This is a genomic window from Roseomonas sp. AR75, assembly GCF_005222815.1.
Taxonomy (GTDB): domain Bacteria; phylum Pseudomonadota; class Alphaproteobacteria; order Acetobacterales; family Acetobacteraceae; genus Falsiroseomonas.
In genome coordinates this window covers 536721-556317 of the sequence record NZ_STGB01000006.1, presented here as the reverse complement: position 1 = coordinate 556317, position 19597 = coordinate 536721, and the positions used below count along the sequence as shown (strand labels likewise).

General features: G+C 70.1%; 19 protein-coding genes. 7 read left to right on the top strand and 12 right to left on the bottom strand.

Going from position 1 to position 19597, the window contains the following annotated elements; genetic code table 11:
• Positions 1-54 precede the first annotated feature (54 nt).
• On the top strand, positions 55-1251 hold the full coding sequence (locus E4T13_RS27215; RefSeq protein ID WP_137181479.1) for an MFS transporter: 1197 nt from the start codon (positions 55-57) through the stop codon (positions 1249-1251).
• A 4-nt stretch (positions 1252-1255) separates the two neighbouring features.
• Here E4T13_RS27215 and E4T13_RS27210 read toward each other — a convergent pair whose 3' ends face one another.
• From E4T13_RS27210 to E4T13_RS27170, 9 genes are all read right to left on the bottom strand, one after another.
• Positions 1256-2059: an ABC transporter ATP-binding protein gene (locus E4T13_RS27210; protein ID WP_137181478.1), complete on the bottom strand. Its 804-nt coding sequence runs from the start codon at positions 2057-2059 to the stop codon at positions 1256-1258.
• Positions 2056-2841: an ABC transporter permease gene (locus E4T13_RS27205; RefSeq protein WP_137181477.1), complete on the bottom strand. Its 786-nt coding sequence runs from the start codon at positions 2839-2841 to the stop codon at positions 2056-2058. The genes E4T13_RS27210 and E4T13_RS27205 overlap by 4 nt, the downstream gene beginning before the upstream one ends.
• 4 nt (positions 2842-2845) lie before the next feature.
• Positions 2846-3949 (bottom strand): alanine racemase, encoded by a 1104-nt coding sequence (alr, locus tag E4T13_RS27200; protein WP_206030318.1) that lies wholly within the window; start codon positions 3947-3949, stop codon positions 2846-2848.
• Complete coding sequence (locus tag E4T13_RS27195) at positions 3950-5470, bottom strand: replicative DNA helicase (protein WP_137181476.1); 1521 nt, start codon at positions 5468-5470, stop codon at positions 3950-3952.
• A gap of 9 nt (positions 5471-5479) precedes the next feature.
• Positions 5480-6769 (bottom strand): cyclopropane-fatty-acyl-phospholipid synthase family protein, encoded by a 1290-nt coding sequence (locus E4T13_RS27190; protein ID WP_137181475.1) that lies wholly within the window; start codon positions 6767-6769, stop codon positions 5480-5482.
• 180 nt (positions 6770-6949) lie between these two features.
• A complete protein-coding gene (rplI, locus tag E4T13_RS27185; protein WP_137181474.1) occupies positions 6950-7522 on the bottom strand; it encodes a 50S ribosomal protein L9 in 573 nt (190 codons plus the stop codon).
• Between the two features lie 18 nt (positions 7523-7540).
• Positions 7541-7828, bottom strand: coding sequence for a 30S ribosomal protein S18 (gene rpsR / locus E4T13_RS27180; protein WP_137181473.1), 288 nt, complete (start codon positions 7826-7828; stop codon positions 7541-7543).
• Between the two features lie 6 nt (positions 7829-7834).
• Positions 7835-8308: a 30S ribosomal protein S6 gene (gene rpsF, locus E4T13_RS27175; RefSeq protein WP_137181472.1), complete on the bottom strand. Its 474-nt coding sequence runs from the start codon at positions 8306-8308 to the stop codon at positions 7835-7837.
• 197 nt (positions 8309-8505) lie between these two features.
• A complete protein-coding gene (locus E4T13_RS27170) occupies positions 8506-9477 on the bottom strand; it encodes a LysR family transcriptional regulator (RefSeq protein WP_170985280.1) in 972 nt (323 codons plus the stop codon).
• Positions 9478-9570: 93 nt separating this feature from the next.
• Between E4T13_RS27170 and E4T13_RS27165 the strand changes: the two genes are divergently transcribed.
• Positions 9571-10530, top strand: coding sequence for a formylglycine-generating enzyme family protein (locus E4T13_RS27165; protein ID WP_137181470.1), 960 nt, complete (start codon positions 9571-9573; stop codon positions 10528-10530).
• A 27-nt stretch (positions 10531-10557) separates the two neighbouring features.
• Positions 10558-12171 carry an arylsulfatase gene (locus E4T13_RS27160; protein ID WP_170985279.1) on the top strand — a complete coding sequence of 538 codons (1614 nt, stop codon included), beginning with the start codon at positions 10558-10560 and terminating at the stop codon, positions 12169-12171.
• A gap of 70 nt (positions 12172-12241) precedes the next feature.
• Here E4T13_RS27160 and E4T13_RS27155 read toward each other — a convergent pair whose 3' ends face one another.
• Positions 12242-13213: a LysR family transcriptional regulator gene (locus E4T13_RS27155; RefSeq protein ID WP_137181468.1), complete on the bottom strand. Its 972-nt coding sequence runs from the start codon at positions 13211-13213 to the stop codon at positions 12242-12244.
• A gap of 470 nt (positions 13214-13683) precedes the next feature.
• Here E4T13_RS27155 and E4T13_RS27145 point away from each other — a divergent pair, with 470 nt between their 5' ends.
• The 4 genes from E4T13_RS27145 (at position 13684) to fabG (ending at position 18297) form a co-directional block, all read left to right on the top strand.
• Positions 13684-15381 (top strand): arylsulfatase, encoded by a 1698-nt coding sequence (locus E4T13_RS27145; protein WP_137181466.1) that lies wholly within the window; start codon positions 13684-13686, stop codon positions 15379-15381.
• Positions 15382-15466: 85 nt separating this feature from the next.
• Complete coding sequence (locus E4T13_RS27140; protein WP_137181465.1) at positions 15467-16480, top strand: HAD family phosphatase; 1014 nt, start codon at positions 15467-15469, stop codon at positions 16478-16480.
• 100 nt (positions 16481-16580) lie between these two features.
• The gene (gene fabD, locus E4T13_RS27135; RefSeq protein WP_137181464.1) at positions 16581-17540 is read left to right on the top strand and encodes an ACP S-malonyltransferase; all 960 of its coding nucleotides are present in this window, start codon (positions 16581-16583) and stop codon (positions 17538-17540) included.
• A 16-nt stretch (positions 17541-17556) separates the two neighbouring features.
• Positions 17557-18297: a 3-oxoacyl-[acyl-carrier-protein] reductase gene (gene fabG / locus E4T13_RS27130; protein ID WP_137181463.1), complete on the top strand. Its 741-nt coding sequence runs from the start codon at positions 17557-17559 to the stop codon at positions 18295-18297.
• Between the two features lie 50 nt (positions 18298-18347).
• Here fabG and E4T13_RS27125 read toward each other — a convergent pair whose 3' ends face one another.
• Positions 18348-19127, bottom strand: a complete 780-nt coding sequence (locus E4T13_RS27125) for a hypothetical protein (RefSeq protein ID WP_137181462.1) — start codon at positions 19125-19127, stop codon at positions 18348-18350.
• Positions 19128-19195: 68 nt separating this feature from the next.
• Complete coding sequence (locus E4T13_RS30325) at positions 19196-19549, bottom strand: hypothetical protein (protein ID WP_206030317.1); 354 nt, start codon at positions 19547-19549, stop codon at positions 19196-19198.
• Positions 19550-19597 lie beyond the last annotated feature (48 nt).

Below are 19597 nucleotides of genomic sequence, written 5' to 3'. Positions count from 1 at the left end.
GGTCGTGAAACCCGGCAAGTGGAGAGTGGCGGCGCAGGAGCGAGGAGGCTCGCGATGTCGATGCCGGTATCGCGTCAGGGCTGGGTGATCGTGGGCGCCGTCGCCGTGATCCTGGCCATCGCCATGGGCCAGCTGGTCAACGGACTGTCGGTGTTCTTCGTCCCACTGGAGGCCGAGTTCGGCTGGCCGCGCGGCGCCGTCGCGCTGATCAACTCGGCCGGGCTGGCGGGGCTGGCGATCGGCGGGATCGTGATGGGCGCGGTCGCCGACCGCACGCCGATCCGCCGCGTGGCGCTGGCCGGCACGACGGCGGTCGGCCTCTGCGTGATGCTGGCCGCGGGGGCGAGTGGCCTGTGGCAGTTCTACCTGCTGTTCTTCGTGGCGGGGATCTTCGGCGCGGGTCTGTTCGCGCCGCTCTTCGCGCTGATCGGCGGCTGGTTCCCGGCAGGCGCGGGGCTTGCCATCGGGATCGCCTCGGCCGGACAGGCGGCGGGGCAGGGCGGCGTGCCGTTCCTCGCCGCATGGCTGATCGAGCAGCTCGGCTGGCGCGGCGCCTTCCTCGTGCTGGGCCTCGCCTCCATCGCGGTGATGGTGCCGCTCGCGATGCTGATGCGGGAGCCGCAGCGCGCCGTGGGCGGCGTAGCGATGCGCGCCGAGCCAGCCCCGCCGATCCCGCCGCGCCTCGCCGTGGCGTGGCTCAGCGCAGCCACGCTGCTCTGCTGCGCCTGCATGTCGGTGCCGCTGATGCACCTGGTGCCGCTGATCCAGGGTCTCTGCATCTCCGGCACGGATGCGTCGGGCGTGCTGTTCGCGATGCTGATGGCGGCCATCCTGGGCCGCGTCGCCTTCGGCAAGCTGGCCGACCTGATCGGGCCGATCCCGGCCTACATGACCGCCTCGCTGTGGCAGACGAGCGCGGTCTTCGCCTTCACGCGGCTGACCGACCTCGGCCAGTTCTACCTCTTCGCGCCGATCTACGGCTTCGGCTATGCGGGCGTGATGACGACCGTGCTGGTCACCGCCCGCATGCTGACGCCGGCCGCGCAGCGGGCGACGCTGATGGGCGTGATCCTCGGCTTCGCCTGGATCGGCCATGCGGTCGGCGGCTTCCAGGCGGGCCTGTTCTTCGACCTGACCGGATCCTACGCGCTGGGCTTCGGCGCAGCGGCGCTGGCGGGGATTGTGAACCTGGCGCTGGTTGCGCTGCTGTTCCTGCGCGTACGGCGGCGGCAGGCGTCGGCAATGGCCTGAGCGGCTACTTCCTGAGCTCCATCTGGATCGGCCCCTCGCGCTCCCCGCGCGCGAACTGGTCCACCATCGCGTTGCCCGTCTCGCCGAGCGTCGCCGCCGCACCGGTCCACACGATCCTGCCGCGATGGATCATCGCCGCGTCGTCGCCGATGCGGCGCGCGCTCGCCATGTCATGGGTGATGCTGACGGCCGTGGCGCCCAGCCGCTTCACGCAATCCACGATCAGCCCGTCGATCACCGCGCCCATGATCGGGTCGAGCCCCGTGGTCGGCTCGTCGAAGAAGATGATGTCCGGCTCGGCGGCGATGGCACGCGCCAAGCCGACGCGCTTCTGCATGCCGCCCGACAACTCGCTGGGGTAGAGGTCGCCCACGCTCGCCGCCAGGCCCACCTGCGCCAGCACCTCAGCGGCCTTGTCGCGCGCGGCGCGGCGCGTGATGCGGTTCTGGGCGAGCAGCTTGAAGCAGACATTCTCCCAGACCGGCAGCGAATCGAACAGCGCGCCGTTCTGGAACAGCATGCCGATCCGGTCGTTCACCGCCTCCCGCTCGCGGCGCGTGAGCTTCGACAGGTCGCGCCCGTCGATCTCGATCGTGCCCGCATCCGGCGTGATCAGCCCCAGGATGCACTTGATCGTCACCGACTTGCCGGAGCCCGACCCGCCCAGGATCACCATCGAATGGCCCGCGCGGATATCGAGGTCCACGCCGTCCAGCACCAGCTTCGGCCCGAAGCTTTTTGCGAGTCCGCGGAGCCTGATCTTGGGGGTCGCGCCTTCGGCGCGCGGAGGGGCGCCCGCGCCGCTCATCGCGTGAACATCATCGCGGTCAGCACGTAGTCCAGCGCCAGGATCAGGATGGAGCTGGACACCACGGCGGAGGTCGTCGCGCGCCCCACGCCCTGCGCGCCGCCGCCGGAGGTGTAGCCGCACCAGCAGCCCATCAGCGTCACGACGAAGCCGAACACCGCGGCCTTGATCAGGCCCGAGATCACGTCCCAGGCCTGCAGGAAGTCGAAGGTCGCCTTGAGATACGCGCCGGAGGCGAAGCCCAGCTGCTGCGTGCCGATCAGCCAGCCGCCCATCACGCCCAATATGTCCGCGATCACCACCAGCAGCGGCATGGCGATGGTGCCCGCCAGCAGCCGCGGCGCGACCAGGTATTTCATGGGATTGGTGGAGAGCGTGTTCAGCGCGTCGATCTGGTCCGTCACGCGCATCGTCCCGATCTCGGCGGCGAAGGCGGCGCCGATGCGCCCGGCCACCATGAGGCCTGCCAGCACCGGGCCGAGCTCGCGCGTGATGGACAGCACCACCACATTCGCCACCGCGCCTTCCGCGTTGAAGCGCGCGAAGCCGGTGTAGGATTGCAGCGCCAGCACCATCCCCGTGAACACCGCCGTGAGCGCCACCACCGGCAGGCTGAACCAGGCGATCTCGATGAAGGCGCGCAGGAAGAGCCGGCCATAGAAGGGCGGGCGGAACAGGTGGCTGATCGCCTCCACCGCGAACAGCGCGATGGCGCCGGTGCCGCGGAGCGTGGCAATGGCCGCGCGGCCGAGTGCCGCGGTCAGGTCGAGGGCACGATCCAAGGGCTCAGGCGCCCCACGCGCCGGAGGCGCTCAGCTCGTCACCATCGTAGGCGCGATGGTAGCGCGCACCGAGCGAGGTGAGGATCTCGTAGCCGATCGTGCCGCAACGCGCCGCGACGTCGTCGGGCGTGTTGCCCTCTCCGCCGATCAGCAGCAGCCGGTCGCCCGGTGCCGCCTGCGGCACATCCGTCACGTCGAACGTCGTCAAATCCATGGATACCCGGCCAACCAGCGGCACGGTCCGCCCGTGAAGGAGCGCGAAGGACCGGCCGGAGAGGGCGCGAAGGTAGCCATCCGCATATCCTGCGGCAACGGTGGCGATCCGCCGCGGTTCCTCCGCCTGCCAGGATGCGCCGTAGCCCACCGTGTCGCCGGCCGCGATCTGCCGCACCTGCAGGATTTCGGCCTCCACGCGCATGACCTGGCGCATCGGGTTGGGGGCACCCGGGGTGGGGTTGATGCCGTAGAGCGCACAGCCGGGGCGGGCGAGGTCGGAGCGGAAGCCCTCGCCGAGGAAAATGCCGGAGGAATTGGCAAAGCTGCGGGGCGTGCCGGGCGCAATGCGGGCGGCGGCGTCCGCGAAGCGGGCGCGCTGCGTCTCGTTCAGCGGGTGGTCCGGCTCGTCGGCGCAGGCCAGGTGGGTCATGACGCAGAGCAGCCGCAGGCCGTGCAGCCGCGTGCGGTCCTGCGCCAACGCGGCCTGATCCTGCGCATCCAGCCCGAGCCGCGCCATGCCGGTATCGAGATGCAGCACGGCACGGCTGCCAGCGGCGGCATGGGCGGCTACGTCGCCGAGGTGGTTCAGCACGGGCACCAGCGCGGCATCCTCATCCGCGCCCGGCGGAAAGCCGTCCAGCACGATGATGTCGGGCCCGGCACCGAGCGCGGCCCGCAACGCCATGCCTTCGGTGAGATGCGCAACGAAGAAGGTCGCACAGCCTGCGGCCTGCAGCGCGCGGGCGACCGGCGCGGCGCCGAGGCCGTAGGCATCCGCCTTCACCACGCCGGCGCAGGGCGCGCCGTGGCGCGTGACCAGGTCGCGCCAATTGGCGACGATGGCGGGCAGATCGACGTGCAGGATGGCCTGGCCGGGGCGGGCGGGAATCACCTAGTCCCCATACCCGCCATCATGCTGCGTATCCAGGTCGCCGAAGCGGGTGAACTCGCCCTCGAAGAACAGCTTGATCGTGCCGGTCGGGCCGTGGCGCTGCTTGGCGATGATCAGCTCCGCCTTGTTGTGCGCCTCCTCCATGTCCTTCTGCCACTTGTCCATCGCGGCGCCGAACTTCTCCGAATTGTCGAAGCCCATCTCCTTCGGCTGGCGCTGGGCCAGGTAGTATTCGTCGCGGTAGATAAACATCACCATGTCGGCATCCTGCTCGATCGAGCCGGATTCGCGCAGGTCCGAAAGCTGCGGACGCTTGTCCTCGCGGCTCTCGACCGCGCGCGACAGCTGCGACAGCGCCACCACCGGCACGGCCAGTTCCTTCGCAATGGCCTTCAGCCCCTGGGTGATCATGCTGATCTCCAGCACCCGGCTTTCCGGCCGCGTGCCGGCGGCCGGCCGCATCAGCTGCAGGTAGTCCACCACGACCAGGTCCAGGCCCCTGGTGCGCTGCAGCCGCCGGCAGCGCGTGCGCAGCGCGCTGATGGTGATCGCCGGCGTGTCGTCGATGTAGAGCGGCAGCGACTGCAGCTCGCGGCTGACTTCCACGAACTTGTCGAAGTCGCGCTGCAGGATGTCGCCGCGCCGGATGCGGTCGCCGGAGATGCGGCTCTCCTCGGCCAGCAGACGTGTGGCGAGCTGGTCGCAGCTCATTTCCAACGAGAAGATCGCGACGCCGCCGCGCGGCACCGCGTTGGGGTTCTCGTCGCGCGCCTTGCGCAGGATGGCGCGCGCCGCGCCGAAGGCGACCTTGGTCGCCAGCGCCGTCTTGCCCATGCCGGGACGGCCCGCGAGGATGATGAGGTCCGACTTGTGCAGCCCGCCCGTCTTGCGATCCAGGTCGCGCAGCCCGGAAGACAGGCCGGAGACGCCCCCGGGATTGGAGAAGGCTGCGGCGGCGTGGTCCACTGCGGTCGCCAGCGCGCGTTCGAAGCTGACGAAGCCGCCCTGCGCCGCATTGTCCTTGGAGAGGTCGAACAGGCTCTGTTCCGCGGCTTCAAGCTGCTGCAGCGCGTCCAGCTCGGGCTCGGCGCCGAAGGCGCGGTTCACCACGGTCTCGCCGAGGTCGATGAGTTGGCGGCGCATCCAGGCGTCGTGGATGACGCGGCCGTATTCGCCGGCATTGATCACGCCGACCATGGCGGAGAGGAGCTGCGCCAGATAGGCCGGGCCGCCGACCTCGTCGAGCAGGCCATTGTGCTCGAATTCCGCGCGCAGCGTGACGGCATCGGCAAGCTGCCCGGCCTCGATGCGGCGCTGGATGGCGGTGAAGATGCGGCCGTGGATCGGGTCCACGAAATGCTCGGCGGCCAGGAACTCGCCGACGCGCTCATAGGCCTTGTTGTTGGCCAGCAGCGCGCCGAGCAGCGCCTGCTCGGCCTCCATGTTGGCGGGCGGCAGCCGCTGGGAGAGACCGAACAGGCCCTCGCCGGCAGGGGACGGACCGGGGCCGAAGGTGTTCATGCCCCCAGTCTAGACCGCTGCCCGAGTCGCCGCGCCCCCCTCCGCCTGGGGATGAGTGTGGATAGCGGGGAGGATCGTGCCGGCCGCGGCACGCCGCTCCGCCTCCATGATCCAGTCGCGGGTCAGCGGCAGCGCCATGCGCTCGCGCGTGAGCTGGATCTGCCAGTTCATGTGGTCGCCATGGCGGAAGGTGAATTCGCAGCCTGCCAGGTAGAATTCGAACATCCGGCAGAAGCGCTCGTCATAGAGCGACTGGATGGCGTCCCGCTTGGCCGCGAAGCGGCGTCGCCATTCGGCGATGGTCATGGCGTAGTGCAGGCGCAGGATCTCGAGATCCGTGATCCAGAGCCCCGCCTTCTCGACCGCCGGCACGACTTCCGACAGTGCCGGCGAATAGCCGCCGGGGAAGATGTATTTCGCCAGCCACGGATTGGTGTTGGCCGGGCCGGCGGCACGGCCGATGGCATGCACCAGCGCGACGCCATCCGGCTTCATCGCGTCCCGGATCACCCCGAAGTAGCGGCGGAAATGCAGCAGGCCCACCGCCTCGAACATCCCGACGGAGAGCACCCGGTCCACCTTCCGGTCCCAGGCGCGATAGTCCATCAGCGCGAAGCGGCAGCGATCGGAAAGCCCGGCTTCCGCCGCGCGCTGGCGGGCGACCTCGAGCTGTTCCTGGCTCAGCGTGATGCCGGTGACCCGCGCGCCCCAATCGCGCGCCAGCGTCATCGCCATGCCGCCCCAGCCGCAGCCGATCTCCAGCACCTCGAGCCCCGGGCGGTCGAGGCGCAGCTTCGCGGCGATGTGCCGCTTCTTGGCAATCTGCGCCTCGTCCAGCGTCTCGTCGCCGCGCGCGTAGTAGGCGCAGGAATACTGCATGTCGCGATCGAGGAAGAGGCTGAACAGCCGCCGGTCCAGGTCGTAGTGATGCGCCACGTTGCGCCGCGCGCGCGGCACGGGATTGAGCTGGTCCAGCCGGCGCTTCGCCTGCCGCACCATGGACAGCAGGCGGTCCATCGGATGGCTGCCGCCCTGCCAATGGTTCAACACCAGCAGTTCCACCAGCGCGCCGATGTCGCAGCCTACCGGCTCCAGCCCGCCATCCATGTAGAGCTCGCCCATGGCCAGCGCCGGGTTCAGCACCAGCCGGCGCGTGGCCGCGGCATCGCGCAGGCGGAAGGCCGCTTCCGGGCCGTCACCCGGCCCGAATTGCGCAACGGCGCCGTCGGCGTAGTGGACGGTGAGACGCCCGTGGAGGACGAACCCCGCCATCGCGCTGTCGAAGAGCCTGCGGAACATCGCGCCCCCCTTCCGCCACGGGGTTCCTTCCGCCGGTCATCCCCGTTTCGGCAAGCATAACGCGAGCTGCATACGGGATTCCAGCGCCGGAAAAGCGCGGGGCGGATCAGGGTTGCCCCCGATCCGCCCCGTTTCAAACCGATCGGCCGCAGGACGCGGCCGAGGCCCGGTCGGCCGTGCTCAGCGATCCATCGCGGAGCCGAGCTCGGCGAGTTCGGCGGCCAGCTCGGCCTCCAGGCTCTCCGCCTCGGACTGCTCGGCAGCGCGGAGGTCCTCGCCGCGGGCCTGCTTCTCGGCCTCTTCCTGCGAACGCGCCACGTTGACGCCCACCGGGATGATCACCTCCGGGTGGAGCTCGACGCGGACCTGCACGATGCCGGTGGTCTTGATCGGCTGCTCCAGCAGCACCTGGCTGCGGTCCACCGTCAGGCCGCCCTGCGCCTTGCAGGCATCGGCGATGTCGCGGGACGAGACGGAGCCGTAGAGGCTGCCGCTCTCGCCGGCCGCGCGGATGATCACCACGGAAAGCCCGAAGACGCGCTCGGCGACGCGCTCCGCCTCCTCGCGGCGCTTGATGTTCTGCGCCTCGAGCTGGGCACGCTCCTTCTCGAAGCGGGCCAGGTTCTCCTTGCTGGCGCGGATCGCCTTGCCTTGGGGCAGGAGGTAGTTGCGGGCGAAGCCGGGCTTCACCTTCACCAGCTCGCCCATCTGGCCGAGCTTCTCCACGCGCTGCATCAGGATCAGTTCGATCATGGTCCTATGCTCCCCGGATCAGTCGTTGATCACGTAGGGCAGCAGCGCCAGGAAGCGGGCGCGCTTGATGGCGTTCGCCAGCTCGCGCTGCTTCTTCGCGCTGACCGCGGTGATGCGGCTCGGCACGATCTTGCCGCGCTCCGACAGGAAGCGGGACAGCAGGCGGACGTCCTTGTAGTCGATCTTCGGCGCGTTCGGGCCGGAGAAGGGGCAGGACTTCTTGCGCCGATAGAAGGGGCGGCGGGCGCCCACGGCCGGGCGGCGCCCGGCGGGGCTCAGGGCGGTGTCGTCAGCGGCGTCGGACATGTTGGCTCACTCCCCGTCCATGCCGGTGTCCATTTCCTCGCGCGGGCGCGCGCGGAATTCCTCGCGGTCGTCGCGCTCGCGTCCGCCGCCGCGGCCCGAGCTGAAGCGCCCGGCCGGACGGGGACCGCGGAAGCCGCGGTCGCGCTCGCGATCCTCGCCGCGACGGGCCAGGATGGCGGACGGGCCTTCCTCCAGCTCCTCGACGCGGATGGTCAGGGTGCGCAGCACGTCCTCATGCAGGCCGAGCTGGCGCTCCGCTTCCTGCAGGGCGGCCGGCGGGGAAGACACGCCGAGCAGCATGTAATGCGCCTTGCGGTTCTTCTTGATCTTGTAGGCCAGGCCGCGCAGGCCCCAGTATTCGCGCTTGCGCACCTCGCCGCCCCCGGCCTTGAGCGTCTGCTCGACCTGGTCGGCGATGGCCTCGACCTGCTGCTGCGTGACGTCGTTGCGTGCGATCAGCACGCATTCGTAGAGTGGCATCGGGTCTCCCTTCGGCTGGCTCAGCCCCAGGCGCGACCCGTGCCGCGATCCTGTTTGCGGCGATCCGGCCCCGTGGCCGGACCGCGCGCAAGCGGGCATAGCCGGGACCGATGCCTCGGGTCCCGGCAGGGAAGCGGGGCGTATAGGACTGCTGCCGGGCCGGGGCAAGCCTTTCCGAAGCGCAGGGCCAGCCCCGTTCAGCCGCACTCGGCCGACAGGCCGTTCGCCGCGCACCATTCCCGCGCCTCGCGCTCGGCTTCGGCGTCGGCGTCGCGCAGCAGGTCCAGGTAGGCCTGCTCCGCCTCCTGCGCCGGCCGTCCGCGCAGGCGGATCACGCCGGGATGCAAGGACAGCCAGGGTTCGCGCCAGCGCAGCGCCACCACGCTGCCCGCGCGCAGCGCCGGCAGGGCGATCGGCAGCGTCGCCGCCGCCACGGCGTCGCCATGCCGCAGCGATGCGACGGCGACCGTCGGGCTGTCATGCATGATGGCGGGGAAGGCGGGATGCGCCGAGCCGGCCGCGCGGGCTGCCTCGCGCGCGGCGGCCATGTGGCCCTGCACGGCCTGCGGCGCGCGCGCGATGAACATGAAGGGATAGGAGAGGATGTCGGGCAGCCCGATGTCCGGCCGCTGCGCCAGCGGATGGCCAGGGCGGACGACGAAGACGCCCGGCTGGCGCCGCAGCGGCTCCACTTCCAGCCCGGGATCGAGCTCGGCACCGCGCAGGTCGAGCAGGCCGAGCGTCGCCTCGCGCGCCAGCAGCACGCGCGGCACATCGGCCCAGTTGCCGCCCAACAGCTTCAGCCGCACCCGCGGGTAGAGCGGGATCATGCGCATCGCGGCGGTCATGCCGACGGCTTCCAGCACATAGTTGCCGGCGATCACCGAGAGGTCGCGCACCGAGCCGCCGCGCACTTCCGCCATGCCGCGCTCCACCTGCTCCAGCCGGCCGAGGATGTCCTCCGCCTGGGCCAGCAGGGCGCGGCCGAGATTGGTCGGGATGACGCCCTGCCGGTGACGCTCGAACAGCGGGCCACGCATCCGGGCTTCCAGCGCTGCCAGGCTGCGGGTGAGGGCGGGCTGGCCGACGTTCAGCACGCGCGCCGCCCGCACCAGGCTGCCCTGGCGATGGATCTCCAGCACCAGGCGGAGGTCGCGGACCTCGATCATATGCCTCCGGCGACAAGCGAAGATTGCCGTTCCGGCATTGGCGCGCGGCATTCGGGTTTTGGCAACATTTGCGAGGGAGGGGAGTCGCCGAGCATGACGAGCGCCGCCGCGATCACCGCCGAAGCCGCGCCCGCGGGCATGCACCGCATCCCCGGCGGCGCGTTCCTGATGGGCTCCGACCACCACTATCCTGAGGAGCGGCCGGCGCATCGCGTGACGGTCAGCCCGTTCCTGATGGACCGCACCACGGTGACCAACGCGGAGTTCGCCCGCTTCGTCGCCGCGACCGGCTACGTCACCGTGGCGGAACGGCCGCTCGATCCCGCCGCCTATCCGGGCGCGAAGCCGGGGATGCTGGCGGCGGGCGCGCTGGTCTTCCGCATGACGGATGGGCCGGTGGACACCACCGTCATCGCGAACTGGTGGCACTGGACGAAGGGCGCCTGCTGGCGCCACCCGGAAGGCCCCGGCAGCGACATCGAGACCCGGGCCGACCATCCCGTGGTGCAGGTGGCCTATGAGGATGCCGAGGCCTATGCCCGCTGGGCCGGCAAGGACCTGCCGACCGAGGCGGAATGGGAGTTCGCCGCGCGCGGCGGCCTGGATGGCGCCGAGTTCGTCTGGGGCGACGAGCTGACGCCGGGCGGGCGGCACATGGCAAACACCTGGCAGGGCCCCTTCCCCTGGCGCAACTTCGCCGCCGACGGCCATGCGAGCACCGCACCGGTCGCCAGCTATCCGCCGAACGGCTACGGCCTGCACGACATGGCCGGCAATGTCTGGCAGTGGACGACGGACTGGTTCGCGGCGCGCCATGCCGCCGATCCCGCCAAGCCCTGCTGCGCCCCGGCCGACCCGCGCGGACCGGCGATGGAGGGCAGCTACGACCCCGCGCAGCCGCGCATCCGCATCCCGCGCAAGGTGGTGAAGGGCGGCAGCTTCCTCTGCGCGCCCTCCTACTGCCGGCGCTATCGGCCTGCTGCGCGGCACGCGCAGATGGTGGACACGGGCATGAGCCACATCGGCTTCCGCTGCGTGCTCCGCGACGCATGACGAATGGACCATAGGGAGAAGACGACGATGGCAGACCAGACGCGCGCGGCGTCGCGCCGTAACATTCTGCTCGGCAGCGCCGCGGGGCTCGCGACCGGCGCGCTGCCCGGCACGCAACTCGCCCAGGCGCAGCAGGCCGCGCCCGCGCCCGCCGGTGGCGCCGCCCGGCGCCCGAACATCATCGTCATCTGGGGCGACGACGTCGGCTGGTGGAACATCAGCTACAACAGCCGCGGCCAGATGGGCTACCGCACGCCCAACATCGACCGCGTGTTCAACGAAGGCATGAGCTTCACCGACTACTACGCGGAGCAGTCCTGCACCGCCGGCCGGTCTTCCTTCATCACGGGCCAGGCGACGGTGCGCACGGGCCTCTCCAAGGTCGGGCTGCCCGGCGCGCAGGCCGGCATGAAGCCCGAGGACCCGACCATCGCGCGCATCCTGAAAGGGATGGGCTACGCGACGGGCCAGTTCGGCAAGAACCACCTCGGCGACCGCGACGAACACCTGCCGACCATGCACGGCTTCGACGAGTTCTTCGGCAACCTGTATCACCTGAACGCCGAGGAGGAGCCGGAGAACGAGGACTACCCGCGCAACCCCGAGTTCCGCCGCCGCTTCGGCCCGCGCGGCGTCATCAAGTCCTTCGCCAATCCGGACGGGACGCAGCGCATCGAGAACACCGGCCCGCTGACGCGCAAGCGGATGGAAACCGTGGACGGCGAGTTCCTGACCGCGGCCCTCGACTTCATCGACCGCAAGCACCGCGCGAGCGAGCCGATGTTCGTCTGGTTCAACGCGACCCGCATGCATTTCCGCACGCATGTGCCGGCGGACTACCGCGGCCGCTCGGGGCTCAACGAGTATGCCGACGGCATGCTCCAGCATGACGACCAGGTCGGGCAGATCCTGAAGAAGATCGACGACCTCGGCATGGCGAACGACACCATCGTCATCTACGGCACGGACAACGGCCCGCATTTCAACACCTGGCCCGATGCCGGCATCACGCCCTTCCGCAGCGAGAAGAACAGCAATTGGGAAGGCGCGTTCCGCACGGCCTGCGCCGTGCGCTGGCCGGGCCGGATCGCGCCCGGCAGCGTGAGCAACAACATCATCTCCAATCTCGATTGGTTCCCCACCCTGGTGGCCGCGGCGGGCGATGCCGACATCAAGCAGAAGCTGCTGCAGGGTTTCACGACGCAGGGCCGCACCTACAAGGTGCATCTGGACGGCTACAACCAGCTTCCCGTGCTCACCGGCCAGACGCAGGAAGGCCCGCGCAAGGAATTCTATTACTTCAACGACGATGGCGCGATGGTCGCGATGCGCTATGAGCGCTGGAAGGTCGTGTTCCTGGAGAATCGCGGCGTGGGCTTCGGCGTTTGGCGTGAGCCTTTCGTGACGCTGCGCGTGCCGAAGCTGTTCGACCTGCGCATGGACCCCTTCGAACGCGCCGACGAGAGCAGCAACACCTACAATGACTGGGTGATGGACCGCGTCTACCTGTTCGTGCCGGCGCAGGCGATGGCGCGGCAGTTCTACGAGAGCTTCAAGGAGTTCCCGCCGCGCCAGCGTCCGGACAGCTTCAACCTGGAAGGCGTGCTGCGCCAGATGGAAGAGGCGGCGTCGGGAGGCTGAACGGGCGCCGCTCGAACGCTCTTTCTGCTGCAAGATCCGGTCGGTCGTTCACAGCCGGTCGGATCTTGCTTCAGAGGCACTCCGCCGACAGGCCGAGGTCCTGCAGGAAGGCACGACTCTCGGCCTCGGCCATGCTCGTGGCATCCTGCAACAGATCGAGAAAAGCCCGTTCCGCCTCACCCAAGGGGCGGTTGCGCAGCCGGACGACGCCGGGATGCAGGCAAAGCCACGGCTCCCGCCAGCGGATCGGCACCACCTCACCGCTGCGCAAGGCGGCGCCGGCATTCGGCAAGGTGAGGGGCAGCACGGCGTCGCAGTACGGCAGCAGGTTGACCGCGGCGGCGGGGCTCTCGTTCACCATCGCCGGGAAGGCGGCATGCGCATGGGCGGCAAGTCGTGCAGTCTCCCGGGCTGTCACCATCGGCCCCTGAAGGTTCTGCGTGACGCGGCCGATCAGGATGACGGGCCAAGCCAGGATGTCGGCAAGCGTCGGCGCGTCGAGCCGGCTCAGCGGATGACCGCGGCGCGCGAGAAAGAAGCCGGGCAGGGGCGGCAGCGCCTTCGCCTCAAGACCGGAATCGCGGTCGAAGCCGCCGAGGTCGAGAAGGCCCAGCGAAGCCTCGCGCGCGTTCAGCAGACGCTGAACGTCCGCCCAGTCGCCGGGAATGAGGCGCACGCGGGTGCAAGGCTGGACCGCCAGCATGCGTGCCGCAGCGCGGCCACCCACGGCTTCGGTGACGTAGTTGCCGGCTGCGATGCGCAATTCGCGCATGCTGCCGCCATTCGCTTCCGTTGCCGTACGCTCGAGGCGTTCCAGACGGAGGAGGATCTCGTCGGCTTCGGCCAGCAGCACGCGACCGAGATTGGTGGGGATCACGCCCTTGCGGCTACGCTCGAAGACGGGCCCGCGCAGCTTCGCCTCCAGCGCCGCGAGGCTGCGGGTGAGCGCAGGCTGGCTGACACCGAGTTCGCGCGCGGCGCGCACCAGGCTGCCATTGCTCGCGATGGCGCGGAGCAGGCGAAGGTCGCGGGTTTCAAGCATATCGAGCCGACACTTCGCTGGTCCACTCAGGCCATAACCTGGATGGAAGACGAGATTGCGCTCTGCTCATTAGCGATGGGCCGCAGGCGGTGGCAACCTTTCTTCGACACGCGAGGGCGGGACTTGGTGGCGATCGTTGCCATTGTGGAAATCATGGGCGATCGCCCGGATGCCGGCAATGTCTGGCAGTGGACCACGGACAGGTTCGCCGCGCGCGATGCCGCCGCTCCGCCGAAGCCCTGCCGCGTCCCGCTCGGGCCAGCAATGAAGGGCAGCTACGACCGCGCGCAAGGTGGTGAAGGGCGGCAGCGTCTCATGCGCGCACTCCCGCTGCCGCCTCGACCGGCCGGCGACGCGGCAACCGCGGATGGTGGACACCGGCATGAGCCATGTCGGCTTCCACTGCATCCATCGCGATCGGCGGGGCGGCTGATTGCGCGCTCAGTACTCTAGTATCGGAGGGACATGACATGGAACGACGCAATTCCCGCCGCAGCCTGCTGCTTGGCGGCAGCGCCCTGGCAGCAAGCGCCGCACTCGGTGGCCCCGCACTGGCGCAGCCAAGGCCGGGCGCGCCCGCTCCGGCCGCGGCGCCGGCCGCGACAACAGGCGCGCGACGTCAGCCCAACATCCTGTTCATCATGGCCGACGATGTCGGCTGGTTCAACATCGGCGCGTACAACCGCGGCATCATGAACACCTCGACGCCGAACCTCGACAGGCTCGCCGCGGAGGGCATGCTGTTCACCGACTATTACGCGGAAGCCTCCTGCACCGCCGGCCGCGCCAACTTCATCACGGGCGAGTTGCCGATCCGCACCGGCCTCACCACGGTGGGCCAGGCCGGCGCGACGGTGGGCATGCCGGCCGCGGCGCCCACCATCGCGACGGCGCTGAAGGCGATGGGCTACGCCACCGGCCAGTTCGGCAAGAACCACCTCGGCGACCGGAACGAATACCTGCCGACCCTGCACGGCTTCGACGAGTTCTTCGGCTACCTCTACCATCTCGACGCGATGGAGGACCCGTTCTGGTTCTCCTACCCGCAGGAGCTGAAGGACCGCGTCGGGCCGCGCAACCTGGTGCGCAGCTTCGCCACCAATGTGGACGATCCCACCGAGCAGCCGCGCTGGGGCAAGGTGGGCAAGCAGCGCATCATCGACGAGGGACCGCTGCCGCCGCGCCCGATGGACGGCATCCGCTACAACATGCAGACCTTCGACGAAGCCATCACGGAGAACGTCAAGGACTTCATCGACCGCTCCGTGCAGGCGGGCAAGCCGTTCTTCTGCTGGATGAACCCGACGCGCATGCACGTCATCACGCATCTCTCCCCGCACTACCAGGGCCAGCGCAACGGCCAGAATGGCTGGTACGAATACGAGGCGGGGATGAAGCAGCTCGACGACAATGTCGGCGCGGTGATGGAGCATCTGCGCAGGCAGGGGCTGGACGACAACACCATCGTCGTCTTCACCACCGACAACGGCGCGGAGACCTTCACCTGGCCCGATGGCGGCAACACGCCCTTCGCCGGCGCCAAGGGCATGGGCCTGGAAGGCGGCTTCCGCGTGCCCTGCATCGCACGCTGGCCGAACCGCATCCCCGCCGGCAAGGTCGAGAACGGGCTCATCTCCGGTCTCGACTGGTTCCCCACCTTCGTGAGCCTCGCCGGCAACGCCGACATCAAGACGGAGCTGCGCCAGGGCAAGGATCTCAACGGCACGAGCTACAAGGTGCATCTCGACGGCTACGACCAGACGCACCTGATCACCGGCCGGGGCCCGAGCAGCCGCAACGAGATCTTCTACTTCACCCAGACGCAGCTCGCCGCGGTGCGCATCGGCGACTACAAATACCGCTTCCTCGACCAGCCGCAGGGCTGGCTGGGCGGCACCGTGCAGCTCGACTGGCCGATCATCACCAATCTCCGCCTCGATCCCTTCGAGCGCCTGGGCATGCCGAACGGCGCGAACGGGACGCTCAACTTCTATCAGTTCTACGTCCATGAGTTCTGGCGATTCGTCTTCGTGCAGCAGGAGGTCGCGCGCTATGCTGAGACCTTCGTCGAGTTCCCCCCGATGCAGAGAGGAGCGTCCTTCAACATGGAGGAGGTGAAGCAGCAGGTGGAGCGGGCGATCGAACGTGGGCGGCGCATGAATCAGTAGTGTTGCGCGGACGCGGCGGCGAAGCATGATCCGTCGCCGCGTCCGGCACGACACCGGCATGACACCCGCGGGAGGAGCATCGCCCATGACAGGCAACAGACCCTTCGCACTGACACGGCGGGCGCTGAGCCTCTCCGCCCTCGGCCTTGCCGCCGCGCCCCTCCTCGCGCGCGCGCAGGCCCAGCCGGCCGATCCCCTGCCCTCCTGGCGCGACGGGCCGCGCAAGCAGGCGCTGCGCGATTTCGTCGGCGCGGTCACGCGGGAGGGCGGGCCGGATTTCGTGCCCCCGGAGAGCCGCATCGCCACCTTCGACAATGACGGCACGCTCTGGGTGGAACAGCCGGTCTACACGCAGGTCCTCTTCATCATGGACCGCATGAAGGCGCTGGCGGCGCAGCACCCGGACTGGACGCATGACCCGGTGTTCCGCGCCGCGGTCGCCGGAGACCTGCGCGGAGTCGCGGCCGGCGGCGTGCACGGGATCATGCGCCTGGCCGGCGCCGCGCAGGCCGGGAACACGCCGGAGGAATTCGGCAGCGTCGCCGCGGACTGGCTCGCCACCGCGCGCGATTCGCGCTGGCAGCGGCCCTACACGCAGCTCGTCTACCAGCCGATGCTGGAGGTGCTGGCCTTCCTGAAGGCGAGCGGCTTCACCTGCTTCATCGTCACCGGCGGGGGCGTGGAGTTCGTCCGCGCCTTCAGCCAGGCGACCTACGGCATCCCGCCCTGGCGCGTGGTGGGCTCCACCTTCGCGCTGAAGCCGGGCGAGCGCGACGGGCGCGTGGTGCTGACGCGCGAGCCCTCGGTGGACTTCGTCGATGACGGGCCGGGCAAGCCGGTGGGCATCGCCCGCCAGATCGGCCAGCGGCCGATCGCCGCCTTCGGCAATTCCGACGGCGACTTCCAGATGCTGCAATACGCCACGGAAGGATCGGGCAAGCGGCTCGGCATGATCGTTCATCACGACGATGCCGAGCGCGAATACGCCTATGACCGGGAGAGCCAGATCGGCCATCTGGCCCGCGCGATGGACGAGGCGCCGCGCCGCGGCTGGCAGCTGATTTCCATGAAGCAGGATTGGGCGCGGATCTTCCCCTGAGCGCCCGCGGCGGGGCGAGGCGGAAGCCCCGCCCCTTGACGCCCCCCCTTTCCTCGCCCTAGGCGGCCCGACCTCCAACCGCCAGGATCACGGCTCCGTCATGGCGCTCGCCTTCACCTTTCCCGGCCAGGGCTCCCAGGCCCCCGGCATGGGCCGCGACCTCGCTGCCGCTTTCCCCGTCGCCCGCGAGGTGTTCGAGGAGGTGGACGAGACCCTCAAGCAGAAGCTCTCCCGCCTGATGTTCGAGGGCCCGGCCGAGGAGCTGACGCTCACCGCCAATGCCCAGCCCGCGCTGATGGCGGTCTCCCTCGCCGTGCTGCGCGTCATCGAGAAGGAAGGCGGCTTCGCGCTGCGCGACAAGGTGGCGCTGGTGGCCGGCCATTCCCTCGGCGAATACGCCGCGCTGGCCGCCGCCGGCACCTTCGACATCCCCACCGCCGCGCGCCTGCTGCGCCTGCGCGGGGAGGCGATGCAGAAGGCGACGCCGCCCGGCACCGGCGCGATGGCCGCGTTGCTCGGCGCCGAATTCGACCAGGCGCGCGAGATCTGCGCTGCCGCCGCGACCGACCCCGAGACGGGCAAGCGCGAGGTGGTGGAGGTCGCCAACGACAATGGCGGCGGGCAGATCGTGATCTCCGGCGCCGCCGCCGCGGTGGACCGCGCCATCGAGAAGGCGAAGGAAACCGGGGTGAAGCGGGCTATGAAGCTTCCCGTCTCGGCACCCTTCCATTCCGCCCTGATGGCGCCCGCCGCCGATGTGATGGCGGAGGCGCTGGACCGCGCGGCGATGCGCGCCCCCGTCGTGCCGGTGGTCGCCAACGTCACCGCCGCCAAGGCGACCGACCCGGCGGAGATCCGCGACCTGCTGGTGAAGCAGGTCACCGGCACGGTGCGCTGGCGCGAATGCATCCTGGCGATGGCCGGCATGGGCTGCGACCGCTTCGTCGAGATCGGCTCCGGCAAGGTGCTGACCGGCCTGATGAAGCGTCTCGCACCCGAGGCGAAGGCCGAGGCCGTCGGCACGCCCGCCGATGTCGAAGCTTTTCTCAAGACGCTCTGAGAGGGAGGGCCGCACCATGTTCGATCTGACGGGCAAGGTCGCCCTCGTCACGGGGGCAACCGGCGGCATCGGCGAGGCGATCGCCAAGGCGCTGCACGGCCAGGGCGCGACCGTCGCCATCACCGGTCGGCGCGAGGCGGAACTGGCCCGCGTGGCCGAGTCGCTCGGCGGCGCGCGGGTGATCGTGGCGCCGGCCGACCTGACCGACCCCGCCGCGCCGGCCGCGCTGGTCGAGAAGATCGAGGCGGAGGCCGGCAGCCTCGACATCCTGGTCAACAATGCCGGCTTCACGCGGGACATGCTGGCGCTGCGCATGGGCGACGCCGACTGGAACGCGGTGCTGGAGGTGGATCTGAACGCCCCCTTCCGGCTGGCGCGGTCGGCGCTGCGGGGGATGATGAAGAAGCGCTGGGGTCGCGTGGTCTCCATCGCCTCCATCGTCGGCGTCACCGGCAATGCCGGCCAGGCGAACTACGCCGCCGCCAAGGCCGGGCTGATCGGCATGTCGAAGTCCCTCGCCCAGGAGGTCGCGACACGCGGCGTCACGGTGAACGTGGTGGCCCCCGGCTTCGTGAAGACCGCCATGACGGATGCGCTGCCGGAAGCGGCGCGGACCACGCTGCTGTCGCGCATCCCCACGCAGAAGATGGGCAATCCCGAGGACGTGGCCGCGGCGGTGGTCTACCTGGCCAGCGCCGAGGCCGGCTGGGTCACCGGGCAGACCATCCACGTCAATGGCGGAATGGCGATGTTCTGAGGCGCGCCCTCCCCGCCGGAAGCACGGAATCCGGCCGGTCGGCAGCGCGCTCAGCCGCCGGTCATCACCGCCTCGGGGATCTCGAAGCGCTGGTTGCCGATGCGGACCTGATAGAGGTCCGCCTCGTGCCCGACCGTCATGCGGGCACCGCCATCGGCCTGCGATTCATCGAAACGCATCGGCGTGTTGTCCTCGAAGAAGATCACGCGGTTCCCGCCACCCGGCCAGAAGACGGTGATCGCGCCATTGCCGTTGCCCTCCCGCCGCACGCCGAATCGGCAGGAGCCCATCGGCTGGCCGCGTTCGCGGGCGCAGGGGATCTCGCCGGTGGCGTTGAACGCGGTGCCCGGCACACGGGCATCCGTCGAGGGTCGCGGCGCGGCATGCGCCGCCTGCGCCTGGGGGCTGTCGCCCGTGATGGCGAAGCGCACCGAATACGCCGCGCTCTCGCCGCGCCGCGCCGCCGCGCGGACCAGGAACACCTGCACGAGGTAGTCGCCTGCATGCGCGGTGCGGAACTCGGCGCTGTTGCCGCCGGTCTCGCCGATGAAGAGCGCGGCATCCCTGCCCGGCCGGCGCCCCGGCTCGAAGATGTTGAAATACACGGCGGTGCTGCGCGATTGCAGGTCCACACGCATCATCTGCCCCTGCCGGGCATTGAGCTTGTATTCGATGCTCTCCCGTCCCTCGACATGGCCGTTCAGGGTCGCGCCGCTGGTGCCGCGCTCGAAATGCACGCGCACATGCCGGACCGGATCATCCGCCGCGGCCGGCGCGATCTGGCCGAGCAGCAGAAGGATCGTGCCGAGCAGGCTGGCGGACAGGCGCATCGCGTCGCTCCCTCGGGGAAGGTGGGTGCCCGCCATGCCGCGGGGGGCGCGGCATGGCGGGGCTTGCGTCAGTGCCCGCAATTCGAGGCAGCGACGTTCTCCACGGTCTGGTAGCGGCCCTGGTTGGTCACGACCCGCACGCAGGCGCCGCCCAGGTGCCACCAATAGGCGGTGAGCCCCCGGGTGCGCGCCGGCGTATAGCCGCGCGACTGCAGTTCCGATTCGCCGCTGGAACCGCGCGCGCCCACCAGGTCGGCGACGCTGGGCGCGGCCGGGCGGGCGGGGGCGGCCGGCGCGCTGGCCGCGGCGGGCGTTGCCGCGGCCGGGGGCGTCGAGGCCGCAGGCGGGGGCGGCTGGTTGCAGCCAACGAGCCCGAGACCGGTACCGAGCAGGCTGGCGGCAAGCAGGAGGCGGTGCAGCATGGCGTGGCCCATCCCTTCGTCAGGGCCGCACCCTGCCGGCCGATCCGG

Bases quoted from the DNA above. Each gene is read 5' to 3' on its own strand.
- E4T13_RS27215 (WP_137181479.1), top strand. From the start codon at position 55: ATGTCGATGCCGGTATCGCGTCAGGGCTGGGTGATCGTGGGCGCCGTC.
- E4T13_RS27210 (WP_137181478.1), bottom strand. From the start codon at position 2,059: ATGAGCGGCGCGGGCGCCCCTCCGCGCGCCGAAGGCGCGACCCCCAAG.
- E4T13_RS27195 (WP_137181476.1), bottom strand. From the start codon at position 5,470: ATGAACACCTTCGGCCCCGGTCCGTCCCCTGCCGGCGAGGGCCTGTTC.
- E4T13_RS27190 (WP_137181475.1), bottom strand. From the start codon at position 6,769: ATGTTCCGCAGGCTCTTCGACAGCGCGATGGCGGGGTTCGTCCTCCAC.
- rplI (WP_137181474.1), bottom strand. From the start codon at position 7,522: ATGATCGAACTGATCCTGATGCAGCGCGTGGAGAAGCTCGGCCAGATG.
- rpsR (WP_137181473.1), bottom strand. From the start codon at position 7,828: ATGTCCGACGCCGCTGACGACACCGCCCTGAGCCCCGCCGGGCGCCGC.
- rpsF (WP_137181472.1), bottom strand. From the start codon at position 8,308: ATGCCACTCTACGAATGCGTGCTGATCGCACGCAACGACGTCACGCAG.
- E4T13_RS27170 (WP_170985280.1), bottom strand. From the start codon at position 9,477: ATGATCGAGGTCCGCGACCTCCGCCTGGTGCTGGAGATCCATCGCCAG.
- E4T13_RS27165 (WP_137181470.1), top strand. From the start codon at position 9,571: ATGACGAGCGCCGCCGCGATCACCGCCGAAGCCGCGCCCGCGGGCATG.
- E4T13_RS27160 (WP_170985279.1), top strand. From the start codon at position 10,558: ATGGCAGACCAGACGCGCGCGGCGTCGCGCCGTAACATTCTGCTCGGC.
- E4T13_RS27155 (WP_137181468.1), bottom strand. From the start codon at position 13,213: ATGCTTGAAACCCGCGACCTTCGCCTGCTCCGCGCCATCGCGAGCAAT.
- E4T13_RS27145 (WP_137181466.1), top strand. From the start codon at position 13,684: ATGGAACGACGCAATTCCCGCCGCAGCCTGCTGCTTGGCGGCAGCGCC.
- E4T13_RS27140 (WP_137181465.1), top strand. From the start codon at position 15,467: ATGACAGGCAACAGACCCTTCGCACTGACACGGCGGGCGCTGAGCCTC.
- fabD (WP_137181464.1), top strand. From the start codon at position 16,581: ATGGCGCTCGCCTTCACCTTTCCCGGCCAGGGCTCCCAGGCCCCCGGC.
- fabG (WP_137181463.1), top strand. From the start codon at position 17,557: ATGTTCGATCTGACGGGCAAGGTCGCCCTCGTCACGGGGGCAACCGGC.
- E4T13_RS27125 (WP_137181462.1), bottom strand. From the start codon at position 19,127: ATGCGCCTGTCCGCCAGCCTGCTCGGCACGATCCTTCTGCTGCTCGGC.
- E4T13_RS30325 (WP_206030317.1), bottom strand. From the start codon at position 19,549: ATGCTGCACCGCCTCCTGCTTGCCGCCAGCCTGCTCGGTACCGGTCTC.